23 protein-coding genes and 1 pseudogene are annotated in these 18,831 nt (G+C 61.8%); 9 read left to right on the top strand and 15 right to left on the bottom strand.

Features of this window, described 5'->3' with window-relative positions; translation table 11 throughout:
- Positions 1–99: 99 nt before the first annotated feature.
- Positions 100–879, bottom strand: coding sequence for an SDR family NAD(P)-dependent oxidoreductase (locus ACZZ0Q_RS08105; RefSeq protein ID WP_463560444.1), 780 nt, complete (start codon positions 877–879; stop codon positions 100–102).
- A 122-nt stretch (positions 880–1,001) separates the two neighbouring features.
- Positions 1,002–1,082 (bottom strand): annotated as a pseudogene (locus ACZZ0Q_RS08110) (zinc ribbon domain-containing protein); the annotation flags it as partial.
- A gap of 146 nt (positions 1,083–1,228) precedes the next feature.
- Here ACZZ0Q_RS08110 and ACZZ0Q_RS08115 point away from each other — a divergent pair.
- Entirely contained in the window at positions 1,229–1,453 is a 225-nt protein-coding gene (locus tag ACZZ0Q_RS08115) for a hypothetical protein (protein ID WP_463539414.1), read from the top strand.
- On the opposite strand, the gene ACZZ0Q_RS08120 is transcribed toward ACZZ0Q_RS08115, so the two are convergent.
- A complete protein-coding gene (locus tag ACZZ0Q_RS08120) occupies positions 1,450–2,229 on the bottom strand; it encodes a sulfite exporter TauE/SafE family protein (protein ID WP_463560445.1) in 780 nt (259 codons plus the stop codon). The two genes, ACZZ0Q_RS08115 and ACZZ0Q_RS08120, sit on opposite strands and share 4 nt — an antisense overlap.
- 104 nt (positions 2,230–2,333) lie before the next feature.
- On the opposite strand from ACZZ0Q_RS08120, the gene ACZZ0Q_RS08125 reads away from it, so the two are divergent.
- From ACZZ0Q_RS08125 to ACZZ0Q_RS08150, 6 genes are all read left to right on the top strand, one after another.
- Positions 2,334–3,227 carry a LysR family transcriptional regulator gene (locus ACZZ0Q_RS08125; protein WP_463560446.1) on the top strand — a complete coding sequence of 298 codons (894 nt, stop codon included), beginning with the start codon at positions 2,334–2,336 and terminating at the stop codon, positions 3,225–3,227.
- Positions 3,228–3,395: 168 nt separating this feature from the next.
- Entirely contained in the window at positions 3,396–3,800 is a 405-nt protein-coding gene (locus tag ACZZ0Q_RS08130) for a hypothetical protein (protein ID WP_463539413.1), read from the top strand.
- 118 nt (positions 3,801–3,918) lie between these two features.
- The gene (locus ACZZ0Q_RS08135) at positions 3,919–4,851 is read left to right on the top strand and encodes an NADP-dependent oxidoreductase (RefSeq protein WP_463539412.1); all 933 of its coding nucleotides are present in this window, start codon (positions 3,919–3,921) and stop codon (positions 4,849–4,851) included.
- A gap of 358 nt (positions 4,852–5,209) precedes the next feature.
- The gene (locus tag ACZZ0Q_RS08140; protein ID WP_463539411.1) at positions 5,210–5,710 is read left to right on the top strand and encodes a hypothetical protein; all 501 of its coding nucleotides are present in this window, start codon (positions 5,210–5,212) and stop codon (positions 5,708–5,710) included.
- Positions 5,711–5,712: 2 nt separating this feature from the next.
- Positions 5,713–5,988 carry a type II toxin-antitoxin system CcdA family antitoxin gene (locus ACZZ0Q_RS08145; RefSeq protein WP_122496464.1) on the top strand — a complete coding sequence of 92 codons (276 nt, stop codon included), beginning with the start codon at positions 5,713–5,715 and terminating at the stop codon, positions 5,986–5,988.
- Between the two features lie 93 nt (positions 5,989–6,081).
- Complete coding sequence (locus ACZZ0Q_RS08150) at positions 6,082–6,483, top strand: YkvA family protein (RefSeq protein WP_463539410.1); 402 nt, start codon at positions 6,082–6,084, stop codon at positions 6,481–6,483.
- Here the strand turns inward: ACZZ0Q_RS08150 and ACZZ0Q_RS08155 are convergent.
- The 10 genes from ACZZ0Q_RS08155 to ACZZ0Q_RS08200 all read right to left on the bottom strand — a co-directional run bounded on the left by ACZZ0Q_RS08155 (position 6,400) and on the right by ACZZ0Q_RS08200 (position 14,971).
- Complete coding sequence (locus ACZZ0Q_RS08155; RefSeq protein WP_463539409.1) at positions 6,400–7,302, bottom strand: helix-turn-helix transcriptional regulator; 903 nt, start codon at positions 7,300–7,302, stop codon at positions 6,400–6,402. The genes ACZZ0Q_RS08150 and ACZZ0Q_RS08155 overlap by 84 nt on opposite strands.
- Before the next feature lie 5 nt (positions 7,303–7,307).
- Positions 7,308–7,835 carry a kinase inhibitor gene (locus ACZZ0Q_RS08160; protein WP_463542214.1) on the bottom strand — a complete coding sequence of 176 codons (528 nt, stop codon included), beginning with the start codon at positions 7,833–7,835 and terminating at the stop codon, positions 7,308–7,310.
- Between the two features lie 128 nt (positions 7,836–7,963).
- Complete coding sequence (locus ACZZ0Q_RS08165; protein WP_463539408.1) at positions 7,964–8,539, bottom strand: cytochrome b; 576 nt, start codon at positions 8,537–8,539, stop codon at positions 7,964–7,966.
- A 97-nt stretch (positions 8,540–8,636) separates the two neighbouring features.
- Entirely contained in the window at positions 8,637–10,007 is a 1,371-nt protein-coding gene (locus tag ACZZ0Q_RS08170; protein WP_463539407.1) for an ATP-binding protein, read from the bottom strand.
- Between the two features lies 1 nt (position 10,008).
- A complete protein-coding gene (locus ACZZ0Q_RS08175; protein WP_463539406.1) occupies positions 10,009–10,665 on the bottom strand; it encodes a response regulator in 657 nt (218 codons plus the stop codon).
- 26 nt (positions 10,666–10,691) lie between these two features.
- Positions 10,692–11,348 carry a tetratricopeptide repeat protein gene (locus tag ACZZ0Q_RS08180; RefSeq protein ID WP_463539405.1) on the bottom strand — a complete coding sequence of 219 codons (657 nt, stop codon included), beginning with the start codon at positions 11,346–11,348 and terminating at the stop codon, positions 10,692–10,694.
- Complete coding sequence (locus tag ACZZ0Q_RS08185) at positions 11,345–12,148, bottom strand: SDR family oxidoreductase (protein WP_463539404.1); 804 nt, start codon at positions 12,146–12,148, stop codon at positions 11,345–11,347. Before ACZZ0Q_RS08185 ends, ACZZ0Q_RS08180 begins: the two co-directional genes overlap by 4 nt.
- Entirely contained in the window at positions 12,135–12,827 is a 693-nt protein-coding gene (locus tag ACZZ0Q_RS08190; protein ID WP_463539403.1) for a TenA family transcriptional regulator, read from the bottom strand. Before ACZZ0Q_RS08190 ends, ACZZ0Q_RS08185 begins: the two co-directional genes overlap by 14 nt.
- Before the next feature lie 10 nt (positions 12,828–12,837).
- Positions 12,838–14,304: an AMP-binding protein gene (locus ACZZ0Q_RS08195; RefSeq protein WP_463539402.1), complete on the bottom strand. Its 1,467-nt coding sequence runs from the start codon at positions 14,302–14,304 to the stop codon at positions 12,838–12,840.
- Positions 14,294–14,971: a thermostable hemolysin gene (locus ACZZ0Q_RS08200; RefSeq protein ID WP_463539401.1), complete on the bottom strand. Its 678-nt coding sequence runs from the start codon at positions 14,969–14,971 to the stop codon at positions 14,294–14,296. The genes ACZZ0Q_RS08195 and ACZZ0Q_RS08200 overlap by 11 nt, the downstream gene beginning before the upstream one ends.
- Before the next feature lie 191 nt (positions 14,972–15,162).
- Between ACZZ0Q_RS08200 and ACZZ0Q_RS08205 the strand changes: the two genes are divergently transcribed.
- Positions 15,163–15,852: a GNAT family N-acetyltransferase gene (locus ACZZ0Q_RS08205; protein WP_463539400.1), complete on the top strand. Its 690-nt coding sequence runs from the start codon at positions 15,163–15,165 to the stop codon at positions 15,850–15,852.
- A 252-nt stretch (positions 15,853–16,104) separates the two neighbouring features.
- The gene (locus ACZZ0Q_RS08210; RefSeq protein ID WP_463560448.1) at positions 16,105–16,689 is read left to right on the top strand and encodes an SOS response-associated peptidase family protein; all 585 of its coding nucleotides are present in this window, start codon (positions 16,105–16,107) and stop codon (positions 16,687–16,689) included.
- Between the two features lie 17 nt (positions 16,690–16,706).
- On the opposite strand, the gene ACZZ0Q_RS08215 is transcribed toward ACZZ0Q_RS08210, so the two are convergent.
- Together ACZZ0Q_RS08215 and ACZZ0Q_RS08220 are read right to left on the bottom strand one after the other, a co-directional pair.
- Complete coding sequence (locus tag ACZZ0Q_RS08215; protein ID WP_463560449.1) at positions 16,707–17,705, bottom strand: NAD(P)/FAD-dependent oxidoreductase; 999 nt, start codon at positions 17,703–17,705, stop codon at positions 16,707–16,709.
- 182 nt (positions 17,706–17,887) lie between these two features.
- Positions 17,888–18,757: a LysR family transcriptional regulator gene (locus ACZZ0Q_RS08220; RefSeq protein ID WP_463539397.1), complete on the bottom strand. Its 870-nt coding sequence runs from the start codon at positions 18,755–18,757 to the stop codon at positions 17,888–17,890.
- Positions 18,758–18,831: the final 74 nt, after the last annotated feature.

Genomic DNA, 18,831 nt, shown 5'->3' on the forward strand with positions numbered 1-18,831 from the left:
CGTTTTGCCAAGCTGCTCACGACGGGGCTGGAACCAAAGGGACAGATGTGCAGCTCGGGCAAGCGCTGCCTGTTGAAAAATGGTTTTTGTCTGCCGCTGTTAACGAGGCCCCTTGTTCTCCGACAAACAATTCCCCCCATCGACCACCAGCACCTCGCCCGTTATATAGCTCGACTCAGGCGAAGCCAGAAACGCCACTGCTGCAGCAACTTCTTCCGGCCTGCCGGCGCGCCCAACTGGCACGTACTGCGCCGCAACCAGTTCCTCAGCGGTGCTCGACTGGGTAGCAATCCATCCAGGCGCCACCGAGTTCACGGTGATGCCATACGGCGCCACTTCCAACGCCAGGCTCATGTTCATACCCACCATGCCGGCTTTCGCTGCTGCATAGGCCGCCTCGCCAGGGTTGCTGACGCGGGTGCCGGTGGTGGAGCTGATTTGGACGATACGTCCGTACCCACGGTGCTTCATGCCCGGCAACACCGCGCGCGTTAGCAGAAACGCCGTGGTGAGGTTTCGCGCAATCGAGGTGTTCCAGGCCTCGAGGCTCATGTCGGCCAGGTCAGCGAAGTCCTCAGCTTCGCCCAGAACGGCCATGCCAGCGTTGTTCACCAGCACATCGATGCGTCCCCAAAGCGATTGAGCCCACGCCACCAATTCGGCGACTTGCGTGGCTTGCGTGAGGTCGGCCGGGCGACCTTCTACCTCGTAGCCTTCACTGCGCAATTGCGCCACGCGCTCATGGATGCGCGCGCTGCTGCCGGTGACGATCAACTTCGCCCCCGCGTCGCCAAGGCGCTTGGCGATGGCAAAGCCAATGCCGTGCTCGCTGCCGGCGCCGCTGACCAGCGCGACTTGACCGCTGTGGTTGTCGTTCACTGTTTGCTCTCTGGAAATAGGTAACGGTCGAGAACGCCGCAAAGCCTTAGCTCAATATTGCTCGGCGAATGTGCGCATCGATGGTCTGTAAAAACTAGAAACTGCGATCATGACGTCGTCGTTTAGCCGATGCTGAAGTCCAAAACGTTACGCAGCCCATTGCGGTTGCGGCGGTAGAACTCGGTGTAACCGCAGCGCGCGCAGGCGACGAAGGTTGAAGTGAGCGGCCAACATACCGAGAAATGCGCCGAGGTGGGACAGGTTTTTTAAAGCAAGCGGCGCGCGTAATCCGTCGTTACGTAGCAATGGCTTTTAAGCTCGCCGGCTTTTTTCAGGGAAGGGATTCCAGATGGTTATGTTCTTGGTGTTGTCCGGGCTCGGACTCATCATCGCGATGCAGATCGCGATTGTCATCGTCGCGTCGAAACACTCGGTTCTGCACGCGTTGCTCTGCTTTGTTATCCCTTTTTATGTCTACGTGTATGGCAGGAATCAACCTGAGGCCAAGCCATTCCTGTGGCTGTGGTATCTGGGCGTGGCGCTGCTTGGCGGGAGCGCAATCGCAAGCGCTTAGTCGCCGGCCCACAGACTCAGGTAGCGGACAATCAACGCCAGTCCGCTGGCCAGTACCAACCACGTCACTAGCCGGATAAACGCCTCGCGCGACAGTCGCCGCGTGAGCTGCCGCCCCGCCCAAAGCCCTGCTGCCATCACCGGCAGCAACACCAATGCAAGCAGCAACAACGCGCTATCGGCGTACACGCCCGCCAGCAGAAACAACCCCAACCGCACCACGGTGCTGCAACTGATCAGCGCACTCTGCGTGGCCCGCGCCTGTTCGCTGGAGTCGAGCCGCGCGTTCAAATACAGCGCATACAAAAAGCCGCCGCTGCCAAACAACGCGCCAAATAATCCACCTACCGAGCCGGCCGGCAGCGCCCACCAGGGGTTGAGCTGAGCCGGTCGGCTTTTCACGGCCAAGCTGTACAGCGCGTAACCGCTGACAAACAGGCCCATCAGCAACAGCAGCACATCCGCCTTGAGCCGCAATAAAAACACCACGCCCACGGTGCAGCCGACTGCCATGCACGGCAGCAATCGGAACAGTTCATTGCGCGCCACCGCCTTGCGCGCGGGCAGCCAATTGCCGAAGGCGGCGACGAAGTCCAGCAGCACCAACAAGGGGATGATCCGCGACAGCGGCATAAAGTGAATCAGCACCGGCCCAGCCACTAACGCCGTGCCGAAACCGGCAACTCCAAACACCACATACGCCGCTGCAATGCCCGAGACGATTAAAAGCCAATCGAGGGCAGAGAAGGGCAGTTGAGCGAGGACAGAGGCGAGCATGGAAAATCCACGGTGAAAGGAATAGCGCACAGGTTAGCCAATGGCGAGCTATGCCGACTAATATGCAAAATCCTTACAAGTCATCTCGAAATGAGATAGCCGCCATGACCTCGCTTCGTCAGTTGCGTTACTTCACCGAGATCGCCGAATGCGGCAGCTTCACGCTCGCGGCGCAGCGCCTGTTTGTCGCCCAGTCGGCGCTGAGCCGGCACATCAAGGAGCTTGAACAGCACCTCGGCACCTCGCTGTTTGAGCGCACGGCGAGGCAGCCGCGTCTGACGCCTGCGGGCCAGGCCTTCTATGAACGTACGCGCCATGTGCTGGCCGAGCTGGAGAAAGCCGAGCGCCTCGCCCAGCAAGTTGGCGAGGGTTTACGCGGCAGTGTGCGGCTTAGTCACTCCAGCACGGTGCCGATTACCGGCCTGCTGCTCGAACGCATCAGCGCCTACCTGAGCGACAACGCCGACGTCTCGCTGGACATCGCCCAGCAATCTTCCGAAGCCCAACTGCAGGACATCGCCGACGGTACGCTCGACGTGGGCCTGCTGCGTTTGCCAGTGCTTCGCCAGCACGACGGTGTAGAGATTCACCCACTGTTCGACGAGCCGCTGTACCTCGCCGTTGCCGCTGCCCATCCGCTCGTGGGCGCCAAGAGCGTGCCCCTGCATCAGCTCAGCGAAGAACGGTTTATCTCCATTCCCCACGGCCAGCGCGGGGGCTTGAGTTACCTGTCGGCGGCGTTGTGCATGCAAGCCGGTTTCTTCCCGCGCGCGGCGCAAGTGGTGTCGCGTAAAACCACGCAGTTGCAGTTGATTCAGGCAGGTTTTGGCGTGGCGTTGCTGCCGCACAGCATGCGCGCGTTGGCACATGAGTCGGTGGCGTTTGTGCCGCTTAGCGATGAGGGGACGGCGAGCACCGTGGCGTTGGCGTGCGCGGCGGGGAAGGGGGAAATGGTGGGGCGATTTGTGTCGGTGATGCGAGGCATGGTGGCGGGGTAAAACTGGATGTTTTTTCGAGTGTAGATGAGCAAGATGTTTGCCGCCGCAGACGCAAACGGCACGATCCATTTCTTTCGAAGACGCAAGCCGTGATCTGGATGGGGATGCGTTCTGAATCGTGCCAATTTTTCCAATATGCCTGGGTTTATGGATAAGCGAGCAGTGGCGATGGGCGTCGTAGCTGCGGCAGTTGCTTATGTCCTTGCTCGGCTGCTTCTGTCGACTAAGACCATCGTTATTTCACACATCGATTCGCAACTGACATGGACCCTCGTGGGTGGGTTGTACGAGTTGGCGCGAGCGCTTCCCTGGCTAGTAGGTGGCGCTGTGACGGGATATGTGTGCAACCACAAGCCTATCCAAAACGGTGCCATCACCGGCGCGGCTTTTACATCGCTGTTCTGTTTGCTGGGACTGGTTCTGATGAAACTTGACCCCGATGCAGAGCGCGTCCGGCTGGCTCAAATAGGCTATCTCTTGGTCAGGATTGCCGAGTCGGTTGTGTTTTTTACTTTGTCGTCTTGTTTCGGGTTTTTGTTGCAGACGCAACAGCACCGGCCGCGAGGAGAATAGCGCTGACGTTGGTCGGCGCGCCTGTTCTGCCATCCGTCGCCGGCCAATGCAATCTCCCTAAACCTCTGCGCCTCACCGCCTTTCTACACCTGATGTCTCGAACCAGAAGGTGAACGGTATGAAAGCGATCAGAATCTCCCAATTCGGTGGCTCGGATGTCATGTCTTTTGAAGACGTGGACATGCCGCAGGCCAATTCCGGCGAGGTGTTGGTACGCGTCGTGGTGGCGGGTACCAATCCCGTTGATTACAAGATTCGCCAAGGCGAATTTCCGGACATTACCGAGAAAGACTTGCCGCTTACGCTGGGCCGCGAAGTCACTGGAGTCGTCGAGCAACTGGGCGATGGTGTCACCGATTTCAACATCGGCGACCGGGTGTTCGGCATGCTCGGCGCTGACGGCAGCTTCGCCGAGTTCGCCGCAGTGGCGGCAAAAAATCTGGCGAAAATTCCCGCGTCGCTCAGCTGGGAAAAGGCTGCCGGCCTGCCGCTGGCCGGCCACACCGCTTGGCAGGCATTGGTCACCCACGGCAGCCTGGAAGCCGGGCAAAAAGTGTTGATTCATGGCGGCACCGGCGGGGTCGGGCACTTGGCGGTGCAATTCGCCAAAATCAAGGGCGCGAAGGTGTACGCGACGGCTTCCACCGACAGCCTCACGTTTCTCAAGTCGCTCGGCGTAGACCGCGCGATTGATTACAAGCGGGAGCGTTTCGAAGACATTTGCCAAGACTTCGACCTGGTCATTGACCTCATCGGCGGCGAAACCCAGGCCCGCTCGTGGCAGGTGCTGGGCGAGGGCGGGCGGCTGGTGTCGACCCTACAAATGCCCGACGCCCATCACCCCGATGCGGCCGGTAAAACCGGCACGCGATTTATGGCCGAGCCCAACGGGCTGGAACTGACGCAGATTGCCGGGCTGGTGGAGGCCGATGACGTGTCGGTGGTTATCGCCAAGGTTTTTGACCTGCCGCAGGCGGCCGAGGCGTTGGACTTTCTTGCCAACGAGCACGTGCATGGCAAGGTGGTGTTGCGGGTGAATGGCGACGATTAATAAGGTGCCTGCTCCTTGCGTTCAGGCATTTGGTTGCACTAGGCAAACAAGCTGGAGGTTTCGGCGACAGTAGTTGCGTGCACCTCGCCACACTTAAAGCACGCAGCTGCCGCAGCATTCACCCATGCCTCTGCTGCGGTGCCCATCTGAACGCCTGTGCAAGCAGTTACGCCGCGTGCTGTCCGGACTGCGGTGCGAGTGTTACGGAGCCAACGGCGCCGCCGCGTTGAACACTCCGTTTTCTTACTCGAATCATTCAACCTCAGCACATTGGTCTTTCACCGTTGTCCGCTAAAGCGGACATCTTCACGCGCCCTGACCGCTTACCGTGTCTCACCTCCGCGAAGAAGACAAAGCCATGCTGCGTTCGATGCACGCCATCGCCATTTTTTGTTTCGTTTCAGCACTGCCCGGCTGTCAAAGCGAGACACCCGCCATGTACATGTACTCAGTCAGCCCCACCAATCCTATGAAGCCTTTGACACAAGATTTTGGATTGTTTGAGGACGCAAACCGATGCAGCAAATTCGCAGATTGCGAACTCAGCACGGTCTTCCCCGAAACTGCCCTGACACCGAGTCCTGAAACGGGCTGCGAGTCTCTTTCTGTTGTCTCAATGGGACCGGCCTTGCGCCCGGCCGGCGTCAGTGCGTATGCAGAAGCAAAAGTATGGGTGGCCCTGATTTCCCCGGCGCGGGTGGGGCGTGCAAAGGCTGCGCGCGTCGTTGGATCGACCGATTCCAGGTTTGACGAAGCCGCCTACAAAGTGGCGCGCTCGTATGTATTCACGCCGACGCGATGCGCTGGGGTTGGGTACGAGGAGTACGTGATCGCCCCTGTGTTCTTCGGGCCTGCTTGACGATGGACGAGGCCAAGGAATTGAACAGCACTATCTCCACGACGTTGGCGCAGGCGCCTGCCAAAGCGCCCGCCAAGACACAGCGCGAACGAGACATCGCAGGTAGCGGGGAAGCCCAAATCTGTAGGAGCGACTTTAGTCGCGATGCTCTTGATTTAAAAACATCGCGACTAAAGTCGCTCCCACAGGGGGCGGCCGAAAATCGCACCGCTATTGATGCCTACAACGCATTCGTGCAAGCGCAAGGCGTGTTCAGCGATAGCGTGCGCAGCTTCTGAGGCCTCGGTTCGCCACGCAAAAAGCTAAAGGCCGTCATTGCTGTTCGATACTCAACGCTCCGCTCTACCCATTAGTGCCGCGAGAACCGCACCGTGTCCCAGCTCATCGCCTGCCTCAAACACTGGGCCCATCGCCTGAAAACCAACTTGGTCTTGCTCTGGCTGTGCTGCCGCGATGCGGCCATGCCGTGGCTGCCGAAGGTGGTGGCCTTGGCCACGCTGGCGTACGCGGCCAGCCCCATCGATTTGATTCCGGATTTCGTGCCGGTCGTGGGTTATTTGGACGATTTGCTGTTGTTGCCGTTGGGCATTGCCTTGGCGCTGCGCCTGACGCCGGCTGCCGTGCTGGAGCGTTGTCGGCCGGCTGCCGAGGCGATGGCGGGGCAGCGGTTGGCGCTGAAGGGGCGGTGGTTAATGGCGGGTTTGATTGTGTTGAGTTGGCTCGCGCTGGGCGGGTGGCTCTGGTGGTATGGCGGGCGGTGGTTCGTCAACTGAGCGGCCGATGGCTGAGCGCAAATCCCTGGGTGAAATGCCGAAGCGCGCGCGAAAACTCACGGCAAATCGGGACGCCGAGGCGTAGCCGTTGCATGCGGCGACGTCGCTCACTTGTCGGCTGGTGGTTTGTAGCAAATGCAGGGCGGTGCCCAGGCGAATTTCTTTGAGAATTTCGCGAAAGCTGCGCTGTTCGCTGTTCAATTGCCGGCGCAATGTCGAGGCGCCGAGGTGCAGTTTTCGCGCGGCGCTTTCTACGGTCCAGTCGCTACCGGGCGCGCTCATGATCAGTTGCTGCAAGCGCTCGCTTAGCGGGTCGTGACGGTCTTCGAAAAGCGGGCCGGCCAAGCCCGCTAGCCCCAAGCCAAGCAACACCGCCTCGCCATACAAGGTGCGCAGGGCGTCCGGGGCGCCGGCGTTCACGGCCTGTAAAAGGTGATTCCAGGCTTGGCTGGTGTGGGCGTCGAGCGGCACGCTGAGGTCGTGGGCCGAGCTGCGATGGACGTCCAGTTGCTGCCGGTAGCGCGCGTGAAAGTCGCGCAATAGCTCGGTCGGAAAGCTGATGGCATCGGCAATGTAGTGGCCGTGCTTGCCGGGAATATTGGTGACCGCCAGTTCATAACCTGCCGGCAACAGCACCAGATGCTGAGGCCCGCCGCGCATTTCTTTGCCGTCCCAGTGCACCACTTTTTCGCCCTGTCGAACGCGGCACAAGGTGGTGACGAATACGGTGACTCGCTGCAACGCATGGTGCTGGCGAGCCTCGATTACGCAGGCAGAAATTCGGCTTTCCTGGTGTTGAATGCCGGCAGAAGAGGGCATGGCAGTTAGCGTCCGTACACGGGGGTGAGCGTGGCCTTTTCCAAGACATTGGCGTTGAGCATGTAGCCCACTAGCGCGCCGCTGGCCTGGTCGTCGAGCGGCAGTTTATCCACTTTCAATGCCCACACGGTGAATTGGTAGCGATGGGGTTTGTCGCCCACCGGCGGGCACGCGCCACCGAACTGCGCGGTGCCGTAATCGCTGCGCCCTTGCACAGCGCCGGTCGGCAAGGTGCTGGCGTTGGCGGCTGCCGGTAACGCGTTGGCGGTGGCGGGCAGGTTGAAGACCGTCCAGTGCCACCAGCCGCTGCCGGTAGGGGCGTCGGGGTCGTATACGGTGATGGCGAAACTTTTGGTGCCCGCTGGCGCATGACTCCATGTCAGAGCAGGCGAGACGTTGCCGCCTTCACATCCGAACCCCTCATACACCTGGCGCGTCTCCAGGCGGCGGTTGTCGGCGATGTCCGGGCTGCTCAGGGTCAAGCCTTGGGCCTGGGCCAGGCTGGCGGCGGTGAAGGCGATTGCGCCGATCATAGTACGACTGGTCATAGGCTCACTCAGGGTCGTTGGATGAGCCTCGATGTTAATAATCGCGCCGCACCTGCACTGTGCCGAAACGCTCGGCCCCTGTGCGCAAACGCTCGCTGTGAGCGCGCGGCTGTTTAGAGCATGCGTTTGAGTACGGTGTCGCGCCTGTAGAGGTGGTGCCAAAACGCTGCCGCGATATGCAGGCCAATCACGTAATAGAAGGCGGTGCCGACGAACACATGGGCGCCTTCAATGCTGTGGGCCAGCGCTTTGTTCAGAGGAAAAGGCGAGGCGATAGTCAGGCTGCCCAGCGGCACACCGCCACGTTCCAGCAGCACCACCGCAAGGCCCATCAAGGGCTGGGCCAGCAAAAATATATACAGGGCGATATGGGTGAAGCGCGAGGCCCGGCGCACCAGCGATGTCAGCGGCGGCTGCACCGGTGGCGTCGCGTGTCGCCGACGCGCCAGCAGCCTGGGCACGACCAGCGCCAACACCAGCAAGCCGACCCAAAAGTGCCCCTGGATAAACAGCGTTTTCAACGTGCTGCCTTTGGGAAACCAGCCCCGGCCCTCAATGAATAGGTAAGCCGCTATCACCAGCCCGGCCATCAGCCAATGCAGGCGCCGCGAGGTGCTGCTGTAGCGCGGCACTGCCGCAGAGGCGTGGGGTGACGATGTGTGTGCGGTGCTGCGGATGAGATCGGCCATATGCCCTCTACGCGTAAGGCCACCGGAGTGGCGCTGTGGATAGAGGGCATTGTTACGGCGTTGGCTTAATGAAGTCTGAAGATCAACGGCTGTGACGTCAGGCGGTGCGCGGTATCGACAGCGTGGCTAGTAGGCCGCCGTCGGCGTGGTTGCGCAGCTCGATGTCACCGCCCAGGCGCTTGGCGATCATTTCGACAATGGACAACCCCAGTCCTGCGCCGTTGGGGTTATCGCGGCTGTAGAACCGCTCGAACAGGCGCTCGATTTTGGCCTCGTCGATGCCCGGTCCCCGGTCGCGAACGCTGAGCTCGAATGCTGTGTCGGCGGTATGCACGAGCTGCACCGTGACCTCGCCACCGGCCGGCGAGAAGTTCGCCGCATTGGTGACCAGATTTTGCAGGGCGATGCCAATGGCTTGCGCGTCGCTGGTGGTGTCGTAATCACCAGCGGCGACTTCCAGCGAAAGCTCCAAGCCACGGTCCAACAGCAGCGGCGTCAGCTCAGCGAGTGTCTCGCGCACTACGTTTTCAATATTGACCCGGTGCCAGTCTTCGCGGGCTGTCTGCGGCTCTACGCGGGCCATGGTCAGCAGCTGATTGACCACGCGGGTCAGGCGGTCTACGCCGCCGAGCAGAAACTGCAGCGCTTGTTCGCGCGTTTTGTCGTCGTGCGCTTCCAGAGCGTTTTGCACATGTATTCGCAAAATTGCCAACGGCGTGCGCATTTCATGGGCGGCATCGCCGATGAACCGCCGCTCGCGTTGCAGCAGGTGGCCGATCTGCGACAGCAGGCGGTTGAGCGCCGCTTGCATGGGTTCGAGCTCGCGCGGCAAGGGCGTTAGCAGCAGCGGTTCAAGCGATTCAGCATGGCGGGCGCGAATCACTTGCGCCATGTTCTGCAGTGGCCTGAGGCCCCAGCCAATGGCCAGCCACACCAGCACGGCCAACAGCACGATACCGATCAGGTTGGGAATCAGGGTGTGGCGCACGATGCGGTTGACCAGGTCTTGGCGAACGTCATCGCGCTCGCCCACCCAGATGCGCAAACCGTGCGCGTCGTCGGGCAGCAGAAAACCGTGCCAGCCGGCACCGGCCACGTTCAGTTCAGCAAAACCGGGCGTGCTCGGCGGTTGCTCGAACACCGGCGCACTGGCCGAACGCACCAGGCTGTTGCCGTGCAGGTCCCACACTTGAAAAGCCATTTTGCCTTCATAGGGATGGCCCACTTTGTGCCGGCCTGCCTGGCTCAACGCGCTATTGAAGGCCTCGTAGAGTTGCTGACGCTGTTCAGCGGGCAACGGCATTTGCAACACGCCCTGCAACAGCCTGGCGCTTTGCGCGAGTTGGGCGTCGTAGATTTCGGTGATTTCATGGCTACTGTCGTGGAAGTTGTAAACCGTGATGGTCGAGGTGCCCAGCACCAACAACACCAGTACCAACCACAGCGTGCGATGGCGCAGTGAGGTCATCTCAACGCTCCACCAAATAGCCAATTCCGCGCACGGTTCGAATCAGTTCTGCAAACAGCTTTTTGCGCAGGTGATGAATGTGCACCTCAAGGGTGTTGCTCTCCGCTTCTTCGTCCCAGCCATACAGCAGTTGGGTAAGGCGTTCACGGGTGAACACCTTGCCTGGCTGAGCCAGCAGTTCATGCAGCAGTACATATTCCTTGGGCGTCAGCACCACCGCCGAGCCTTGGTAGCGCACTTGCTGGGTGGCTGGATCAAGACTGACGCCCGCATGTTCGACCACCACTTGTGCACGTCCAGTACTGCGGCGCAGCAGGGCGCGCAGGCGAGCTTTGAGTTCGTTGAGGTCGAAGGGTTTGACCAGGTAATCGTCGGCGCCGGCGTCCAGGCCGGCAACGCGGTCTTCGGTGTCGTCGCGGGCGGTGAGAATCAGCACCGGCAGGTTGCAGCCCCCGGCGCGTATTTGCTGCAACACCTGAATGCCGCTCAGCCGGGGCAAGCCCAGATCCAGCACCAGCACATCAAAGGTTTCGCTGAGCAGGGCGTGTACGGCGCTGGCGCCGTCTTGCAGCCAGTCCACGGTGTAGCCCTCGGCCCGCAAACCGGCGCGTACGCCCTCACCGAGGGCGGTGTCATCTTCGACCAGCAACAAGCGCATGGGTGTCCTTAATGACAGGTGGGCGATCAGTCGAGCTTGTGCTCAACGTCCTTGAGTAAAGCATCGATATCACGTCGCCGGCCTTCGTCAGCCAGTTCTCGGCCGGGGCGCGGCGCCGCCAGTTTAGCGCTGAGCAGGGCGGCTTTGGCTTGCGGGTATTGGCCTTGTCGGTACAGGTGGTCGCCCCAGAAGTACAAGCTGTCGATGCCGTTGGGGTTTAGTTGCAGCGCATGGCGTAGCAGTGCGTCGGCTTTGTCGGCGTCACCGAATCCAATCGGCCAGCCCGGCACGCGGTCGTAGAGGGCGGCAAGGCTCGTGTAAGCCGAGCCTTGCAGGGCCGAAGGGTCGAGTTCCAAGGCTTTTTCCAGCGAGGCCTTCGATTGCTTGGCTTTGCCCAGCGCGCCCAAGCCGCCTTGGGCGCCGGCCCAACTGCTGACCACGATGCCGTTCCAGATCCAGGCTTCAGCCGCTTCAGGTTGCTCGGTCACAAACGCCTGGGTCTGCGCCGCCAGCTTTTCGAACTCGGCGGTTTTTTGCGCCGCCGGGGTGTTGTATTGCACTTGGGCCCAACGCTGCTGAATACCCAGCAAGCGTTGGCTGCCAGTTTCGTCCAGGGCCCAGGCTGACGCCTGAGCAAACATGCCGAGCAGGGCGACGGTGGGCACTAACCAGTGGGTTTTCATCGTGGGGGATTTTCCTGTGAATGAATAAAGCTGCGAATGACCGGCAGTTTTTTGCGCAGGGCGCGGTCAACCACGCTCGGGAGCAAACCGTTCAGGCGCACGAAGAGTTTTTCCGGCCAGCCCAGGTACAGCTCACTGAGGTTTTTCTGAATGGCGCCCATCACCGCCTGTGCCACGCGCTGGGGTTCGTCGACGCTGGCCTTCAGGGCCTGGTTCAGCGCCATGGCTGCGGCGCTGTTCATGCTTGTGCGGGTGGCGCGTGGTGCCACGTACAGCACGTTGACGTCGGTGTCGGCCAGCTCGCGGCGCAGCGCTTCGGAAAACCCGCGCAGGGCGAACTTACTTGCGCAATACACCGCGTAACCGGGGTAACCGATGGAGCCGTAAGTCGAGCCCACGTTCACTACCAGCGCATGGGGTTGGCTGCGCAGCGTTGGCAGCATGGCGCGCGTCAACTGCAAGGTGGCGATGACGTTCACCGTCAGCATGTCGGCGATGGCGTGGTCGTCGAGCTGTTCGATCAAGGCAAAGCGGTTTACCCCTGCGCCGTTGAGCAACAGGTTGATACCGCCCATGTGCCGCGCCGCCTCGACGATGGCGTGGCGCCCGGCCGGCGTGCGCAGATCCGCGACAACCTCGTGCAGGGTGTGCGGATAACTGGCGCGCAAAGCCGCCAGTGCCGCCGGCTGGCGCGTGACCGCCAACACGTGGGCGCCGCCTGCGCAGAGCTGCTCTACCAGTGCCAAGCCGATGCCGCCGGTGGCCCCGGTCAGCACCACACGGCAATCAGACAGTTGCATGACGGGCCTCGCTGACGCCCGTTTGCGCCTGAGCGCGGGGCAGGGTGCGGAACATCTCGGTGTAGAGGTGATACACCACTTTGCTGGCATGGATGACGGCCGCTTTGTCTTCCGGCGTTTCGAGCCGGTTCATCAGGTCGCGGTAGGTGTCCATGTGGCCGATGTCCAGCGCGCCGTGCGAGGCCAGGTAGCTGAAAGCCGTGGCTGGCAGCGACAGGCGTTGCTGGATGGTGATCGCGGCCTGGGTAGCCAGCGCGATGCTGGTGCCTTCGAGCACGTTGACCATACCGAACAAGCCAACCGGGTTGCCGCGTGCGATCAGGTCGTACAGAAAGCTCACCATCAATTCGATGGGCAGCGAAGGCGTGCCGTCGCGCACCCGCTCCGCGTCGCCGCCGCTGGCGCGGATGTCGTTCAGAATCCACTGTTCATGGCCGTACTCTTCCTCGATGTATTCGCACACCGCACCGCGCAGCCATTCCAGCCGGCTGGGCAGCCGTGCGCCGCAGGCCATCATCAGCGGCACGGTATGACGGACGTGGTAGTACGCCTGGGTTAGAAACGCGCGGTAGCCGTCCAGGCTGACATCGCCGGCCAGGGCGTCGCGAATGACCGGAACGCTGAACAGCGTCTGGCGTTCGTGCGCGGTTGCCGCTTGTAGTTCGTCGAAAAATGTCATGGCGTAAGCCTCACTCGGTAACCAGTGCGGAAAGGGCATCGCGGTAGCGCGACAAAATGGCGTCCCGACGTAACCGGCCATTGCTGGTGAGCAAACCGTTATCGGGGGTAAACGGGGCGGGCAGGCGCTGCCAGGCGTGAACCTGGGCGTAGTCCGGCAGTTGCGTATTGGCGTGGGCGACGGTGGCGGCCAGGGCCTCGTCATCGCAGGAGGGGTCCAGCGGCCAGAGCAACGCCAGGTTGTGGTTCAGGCCTTCGCCGTGCACAAACGCCTGGGCGATGGTGCCGCGCTGCGTCAGCTCGGCCTCGACCCAGTCGGGATTAACGTTGCGGCCAAAACTGGTGATGAACTGGTGCTTCTTGCGGCCCTTCAAAAACAGGTAGCCGTCAGCGTCGAACTCGCCGATGTCGCCGGTGGGCAGCCACTCATCGCTGAAGGGCGCTTCGCCCAGATAGCCCAACAGGGCCGAACCGCTGACCAGCACTTCGCCGTCCTCGGCAATGCGCACCTGCACGTGCGGCAATGGCTTGCCGACGCTGCCGGGGCGGTTGTGCGCCGGGCGGTTCAGGCACACCACCGAGGCGCATTCGGATAATCCATAGCCTTGGTAAACCGGCAAATGGACGGCGGCGGCGCGGGCCAGCAAATCGGCCGACACCCGTGCGCCGCCCACCGCCACAAAGCGAAACAGCTCGGCCGACACCAGCTTGCGTTCAATGGCCGTGACCAGCCCCAGCAGCAGTTGCGGCACCAGAATCAGGCTCTGCGCGCCGCTCATGACCATGGTGCCCAGCAGGCGCGGCCATTGCACACCCGTGGCACCGGTGATGCCCATTTGCTGCTGCGGCGAAAGGGTGATGCTCGCGCCAGCAACCAGCGCGGCATAAATGCCCAGGTTTTCCAGCAATACCGCCAGCGGCAACACGGCCAGGTAGCGTTCGGGCGCGGCGGCGCGGCTGGCGCTTTCCAGTTCGCGCGCCACCCGCAGCAAGGCGTCTGCGCTCAGGCACACGCCTTTGGGCGTGCCGGTGGTTCCCGAGGTGTAGGTGATTTTTGCGGTGCCTTCGGGAATGAGCGGGTCGGCAGTCTGGGTGCGGCGCCAGAACACGCCCTCGCGATGAAAGCCGGCATCTTCCATGTGCTCGGTCATTGCTTCATCAGCCATGGCGATATCCACCTGGCTCTGATTGAAACAATGCACACGCTGCGCCTGGGTGAAGAAGGGCGCAAGAATCACGCTGGGCACGCCGGCGAACAATGCCGCCAGGTCCCACAGCACCGCTTCGGGGCTGTTTTCCATCACCAGCGCAAACACCTTGCCGTTGTGGGCCTGAAGCAGGGCCCGGCGTTGCTCAATGGCGTCCCACAGGTGCACATAATCGAAGCGGCTGGTCGGCCCTCGAAGCGCACACACGGTCGGGCGAAACAGCCCATGGTTTTGCAGCGCACTGCGCAACACGGCCAATTCATGCTGCATGGCAGTGCTCCGCATTAAAGAAAGGAAAACCCAGGCGTGCGAGCACACCGCTGGTTTCCAGCTGTTCCAGGCCAAAGCGGATATTGCCGGCGTACACATGGGGATGCTGGGCGTAATAACTGCCCCAGGCGTGTTCATCCAGGCCGAGCATTTTCGGGTCGGCCTCGCACAGCAGCAGCGGCTCCAGGCCCAGGCGCTGGAAGCTGTTGATCAACGTGGCAGCGCCGGTGAACACCACCCACTCCAGCCCGTGACGGGCCAGCAGCCAGGTCATGGCCACAATAATCAGCCGGGCGCTGCCGGCATTGCGCGCCGCCAGGTTGCCCACCTCGACCACACTGCGTCGCTCCACCGTCTCACCGGCGATCAGCGAAATCACGTGCTCCACTGGGTTTTGCAGGTACTGCTCGATAAACAGTGGCGCGGCCGCGCCCAAACGGCACCCCACCGCCGCGCAGAGCTGATGCTGGCGGTCATGCAAGGCCATCAGCTCAGGCATGAATTGATGAATGTCGGCGTGATGCACCGCCGCGAAGCGCTCTTGAATAAACCCCTCGATCAACGCGCGGTCAGCCTCGTGTTCACGGACCAGAGACAACGCCAGCGGACGCTTTGCATCCGGGCCAAAACTCAACGGAAACGAACTGTTCCACTCGGTATCAATCATCGACATCCCCTCCAGCGGTCATTCGATGGAGGCACTATCAACAACCAACCTTAATGAACTCTGAAGATTCGCCGCGCCGCGCTGTTGAAATTGACGCCCCGGGGAAAACGCCGCTCTGTCGCCAGCACCGGGCCGGCCAACGCTACAATACCGGCCATCCGTTCCTCCTTATGCCCGGAGCCCAGCCGCCCATGTTCACCCTCGTACACCTGGACAACCCGCCGCCCGAGTCGCTGAAAAGCCAGGTGTTGCAGAGGGTGGTCGACTACTTCACCGATATCAGCCCGGTGCCGCTAACGCCTGAAAATCCGCTGTTTCAGCTGTACCAATACGTGATCGGCTTTGAGGTGCACTTGTATCTGCAGGCCATGGGCGAGGCGCAACCGAGTGCGCCGCGGTTGGTGTTGGCCTTGGATGACGAAGACCCGTCACAGGTGTTGGGCTTTGCCTTGTATTTGCCCAGCCATGACGACGCCCAAGCCTGCACGCTGGCGTATATGGCAGTACAAGCCAACTGTCGGCGGCGCGGAATGGCGCGAGCCATGGTGGCGAAAATCATCGAGCAGCGCCCGCATATGGAGTTGGCGTGCGTGGCCAGTCAGGTGCCGGCCTTCGAGGCGATGGGCTTTCGCGTGCTGGCCGCTCAGGGCCCACAGGTGCTGATGAACACTCGCGCGCAGCGCTCCAGCGGCATGGTGGCGGTGCAAGATCAGGCGCCCATCTATCAGTCCAAAGAGGTGCGGCAAATTCATACGTATCTGCTTAAACAGCACGGCGACACCGCCATGCGCGAGGCGGAGTATGAGCGCGACCGCTTGCTCGATCAGCTCGCCGAGGACGCGCAGGCGCTCGTCAAACAACGGTTCCCCACGTTTCACTGAGCACGGTTGCAGTAAGTTCACTCGCCAACCGGCTGTTGGTCGGAAGTGTCGAACCGGCGCTCCAGGCAACCGCTCGTACGTACACAACGTCGTCACTCGCTGCTAAGCGCGACTAATGCCGACGACGTCTTTACGAACGACTGCCGGAGTTTCGCCATGTGTAAATGTATTGTTCAACACGCTTCATCCACGGATTTTTCTGAGTTATTTGCACATACCGAAACTCGCTTGGTCAGCGGCGAATCCAGGGCCATGGGCAGCCGGCATTCGGCGGCTACGTTCGCGACATCCGGGCAGAAAAAAAGCGTGATCAAACCCAATATGCCGGTCAGCGTTTTGCGCCAGCGTGACGGTGAGATCGAAAGCGTGAAAGTGCGCTGGGGCTGGTCGCCGGTGTGGGCCATGGGCACCATGCCGCCGCGTACGCAGATTCCGTTGCACCTGGTGATGCGCTCGAAAGTGTTCGACCGCGTGCGCAGCAATGGCCGCGTATTGGTGCCGGTGGACGGTTGGTACGACTTGCCCGCCGACGCGCCGCTCGATCAGCCGCTGCGCCTGAGCTACACCACCTCGCGCCGCTCCACGCCGTTGTTCCTCGCCGGCCTGGCGCAAATCAGCGAAAAGCCCAGCGGCTGTGACGGCATGGCGTTTATGACCTACAGCCACAATGATTACTCCCAGCGGCTGCTGGCCTTCACCGCCGAACATGCCATGCAGTGGCTGGACCCCGATCTGCGCTGGGAGCAGGCCCAGCATATGGCCTTGCATATGGCGGTGGATGAGCCTCAGCTTGAGCACGTACTCACCTCGCCTCGGCAGCTTCAGGCACGGCGCTGAGTGCGCCTGCTTAAGGGTTAATCGGGCACGGCTTTTTTGTCCCGTGCCCGGTCCCACAAACGCACTTCAAGGCTGTTATGCACGGCGGTCGCACAGACCGCCGCCTGGCCCGTCGCGACACTGATTTGCTTCAGCGAATCCACCACATCCCCCACCGCGTACAGACCGTCGACCGTGGTGCGTTGGTGCGCGTCCACCTGCAGCGAACCACCGTCGGTGGCCTGCGCGCCGAGGTGGGTGGCAAGCTCCGAACACACCTGTGAACCCAACGAGGGGTAGACGATATCGAAGTGAAATTGCTCGCCCTTGCAGGTGACCACACGCACCTGTTCGCCGACGATTTCGATGTGCTCCACCCGGTCGCTGATGAGGCGTATGCCCGTGTGCCGCGCCACCGCTACCGCTTCCTCGCAGGCCTGGCTGTCGCCGTGCACCAGCACCGTAACGCGGTCGGTGAAGTTGCGCAGAAACAGGCCATGACTGATCGCGCAATGGGCCTCGCCATACACCGCCACGTCGTCGCCATCCATCTCATAACCATCGCAAATCGGGCAAAGCCTGATCGACGCTTGCGCCACGCCGTCGTAGGGCCGGTCCATGTCCGGCAGGGTATCGACGATGCCTGTGGCCAGCACCACACGCCGTGCCGTAATTACCCGGTCGTTGAGTTGGGCGGCAAACCCGGTTTTGGTTTTCTCCAGGCTACGCACACAGCCGGGTTCAATCGCAGCGCCATACCGCGTGGCCTGTTCGCGCAGACGGGAGAGCAGGTCATTGCCCGAAATGCCGGGCGGGAAGCCTGGGTAGTTATGCGACAGCGGAATCAGACTGGCGCGGCTGCGGCCGCCGTCGGCAACCAATACGCGCCGGTGGTAGCGGCTCAGATAAACCGCCGTGGTCAGCCCGGCCGGGCCTGCGCCGATGATTAAACAATCCAGCTCGGCATGCCCGGTACCGACCGGAGCGGATTCGGGTTGATCAAACAGGGCGGTGTAGTCGTGTGCATCTGCGCTCATCAGCCGGTCCTCGCCAGTGCGTCTTAGCAAGGGACCTTCAGCTAGCGACGGGCGATTGGTCGAGACGACAAGTGGCTGATCAGCATTGGGTGTGCGAACCCATCGCGACTGAAGTCGCTCCCATACAAACCACTGCATCCTGTAGGAGCGGCTTTAGCCGCGATGCTTTTGCCAGTTACCCGTCAGCCCAGCTTCTGCCAAAACGCTTCAGCCGACGGACTGATGGGCGCGACAGGGCGGGTGATGTGGATATCCAGCGGTATATCCCAGCGCTCATCAAGGGCGCGCTTGAGCCGCGCGTCGACGATTTCCTGCTCGGTCAGGCTTTTGGGCAACCAGGCGATGCCTTTGTTTTCCAGCGCCATGGACATCAGCACGGCGGCCAACGGGCTGCTGAACAGCGGTTCCAGTGGAGGCGCTTGCTCGCCGAGCAAGCGGTGGCTGACGATTCGCCCCAGGCCCGACTCTTCGGTGTAGGCGAGGTAGGGCAGGGCGCTGGCGCCGTCGCCAAACTCGGCCGAAGCGCCCATCAGCGGCATCAGCACGTCGTGACCTATCACCTTGCTAACGTACTGCTCCGGCGGCAGCAGCGGCGGCACGTCAGGGTGCCGATGGCAGAGCAGAAACTGCACTTGGCCGTGTACCAGCATGTGCTCGCACACCGCCATGCTGCCGGAGTCCAGGCGCACCGCTTCAATGGGCGCGCCTTTGTCGGCGCTGCGAATCCAACGCGGGAAAAACGTAAACGACAGCGAATGGGTGGCGGCAAACAGCAGGGTTTTTGCGGCTTTGCCGGCCACTTCCTGAGCCTCGGCGCGCAGGCGATAAAGCCGGCTGGCGGCGTCTTGGGCGCTGGCCAGAATGTGTTTGCCCGCCTCGGTGAGCGTGGCGCCATGGGGCGTGCGAACGAACAGTTCGACGCCCATCCAGGTTTCCAATGAACGCACCCGGCGACTGAACGCCGGCTGTGTAATGTGCCGCGCTTCGGCGGCGCGAACAAAACTGCCGTACGCAGCCAGCGCTGCAAAATCTTCGAGCCAGACGAGTTCCATTGGGGCAATGCCGTTTGTGCATGGGGTGCCGCATTAATAGCATTGGGCGTGCTCCGGAGCCACGTTTACGGTGA

Source organism: Pseudomonas sp. AC070 (genome assembly GCF_979258635.1).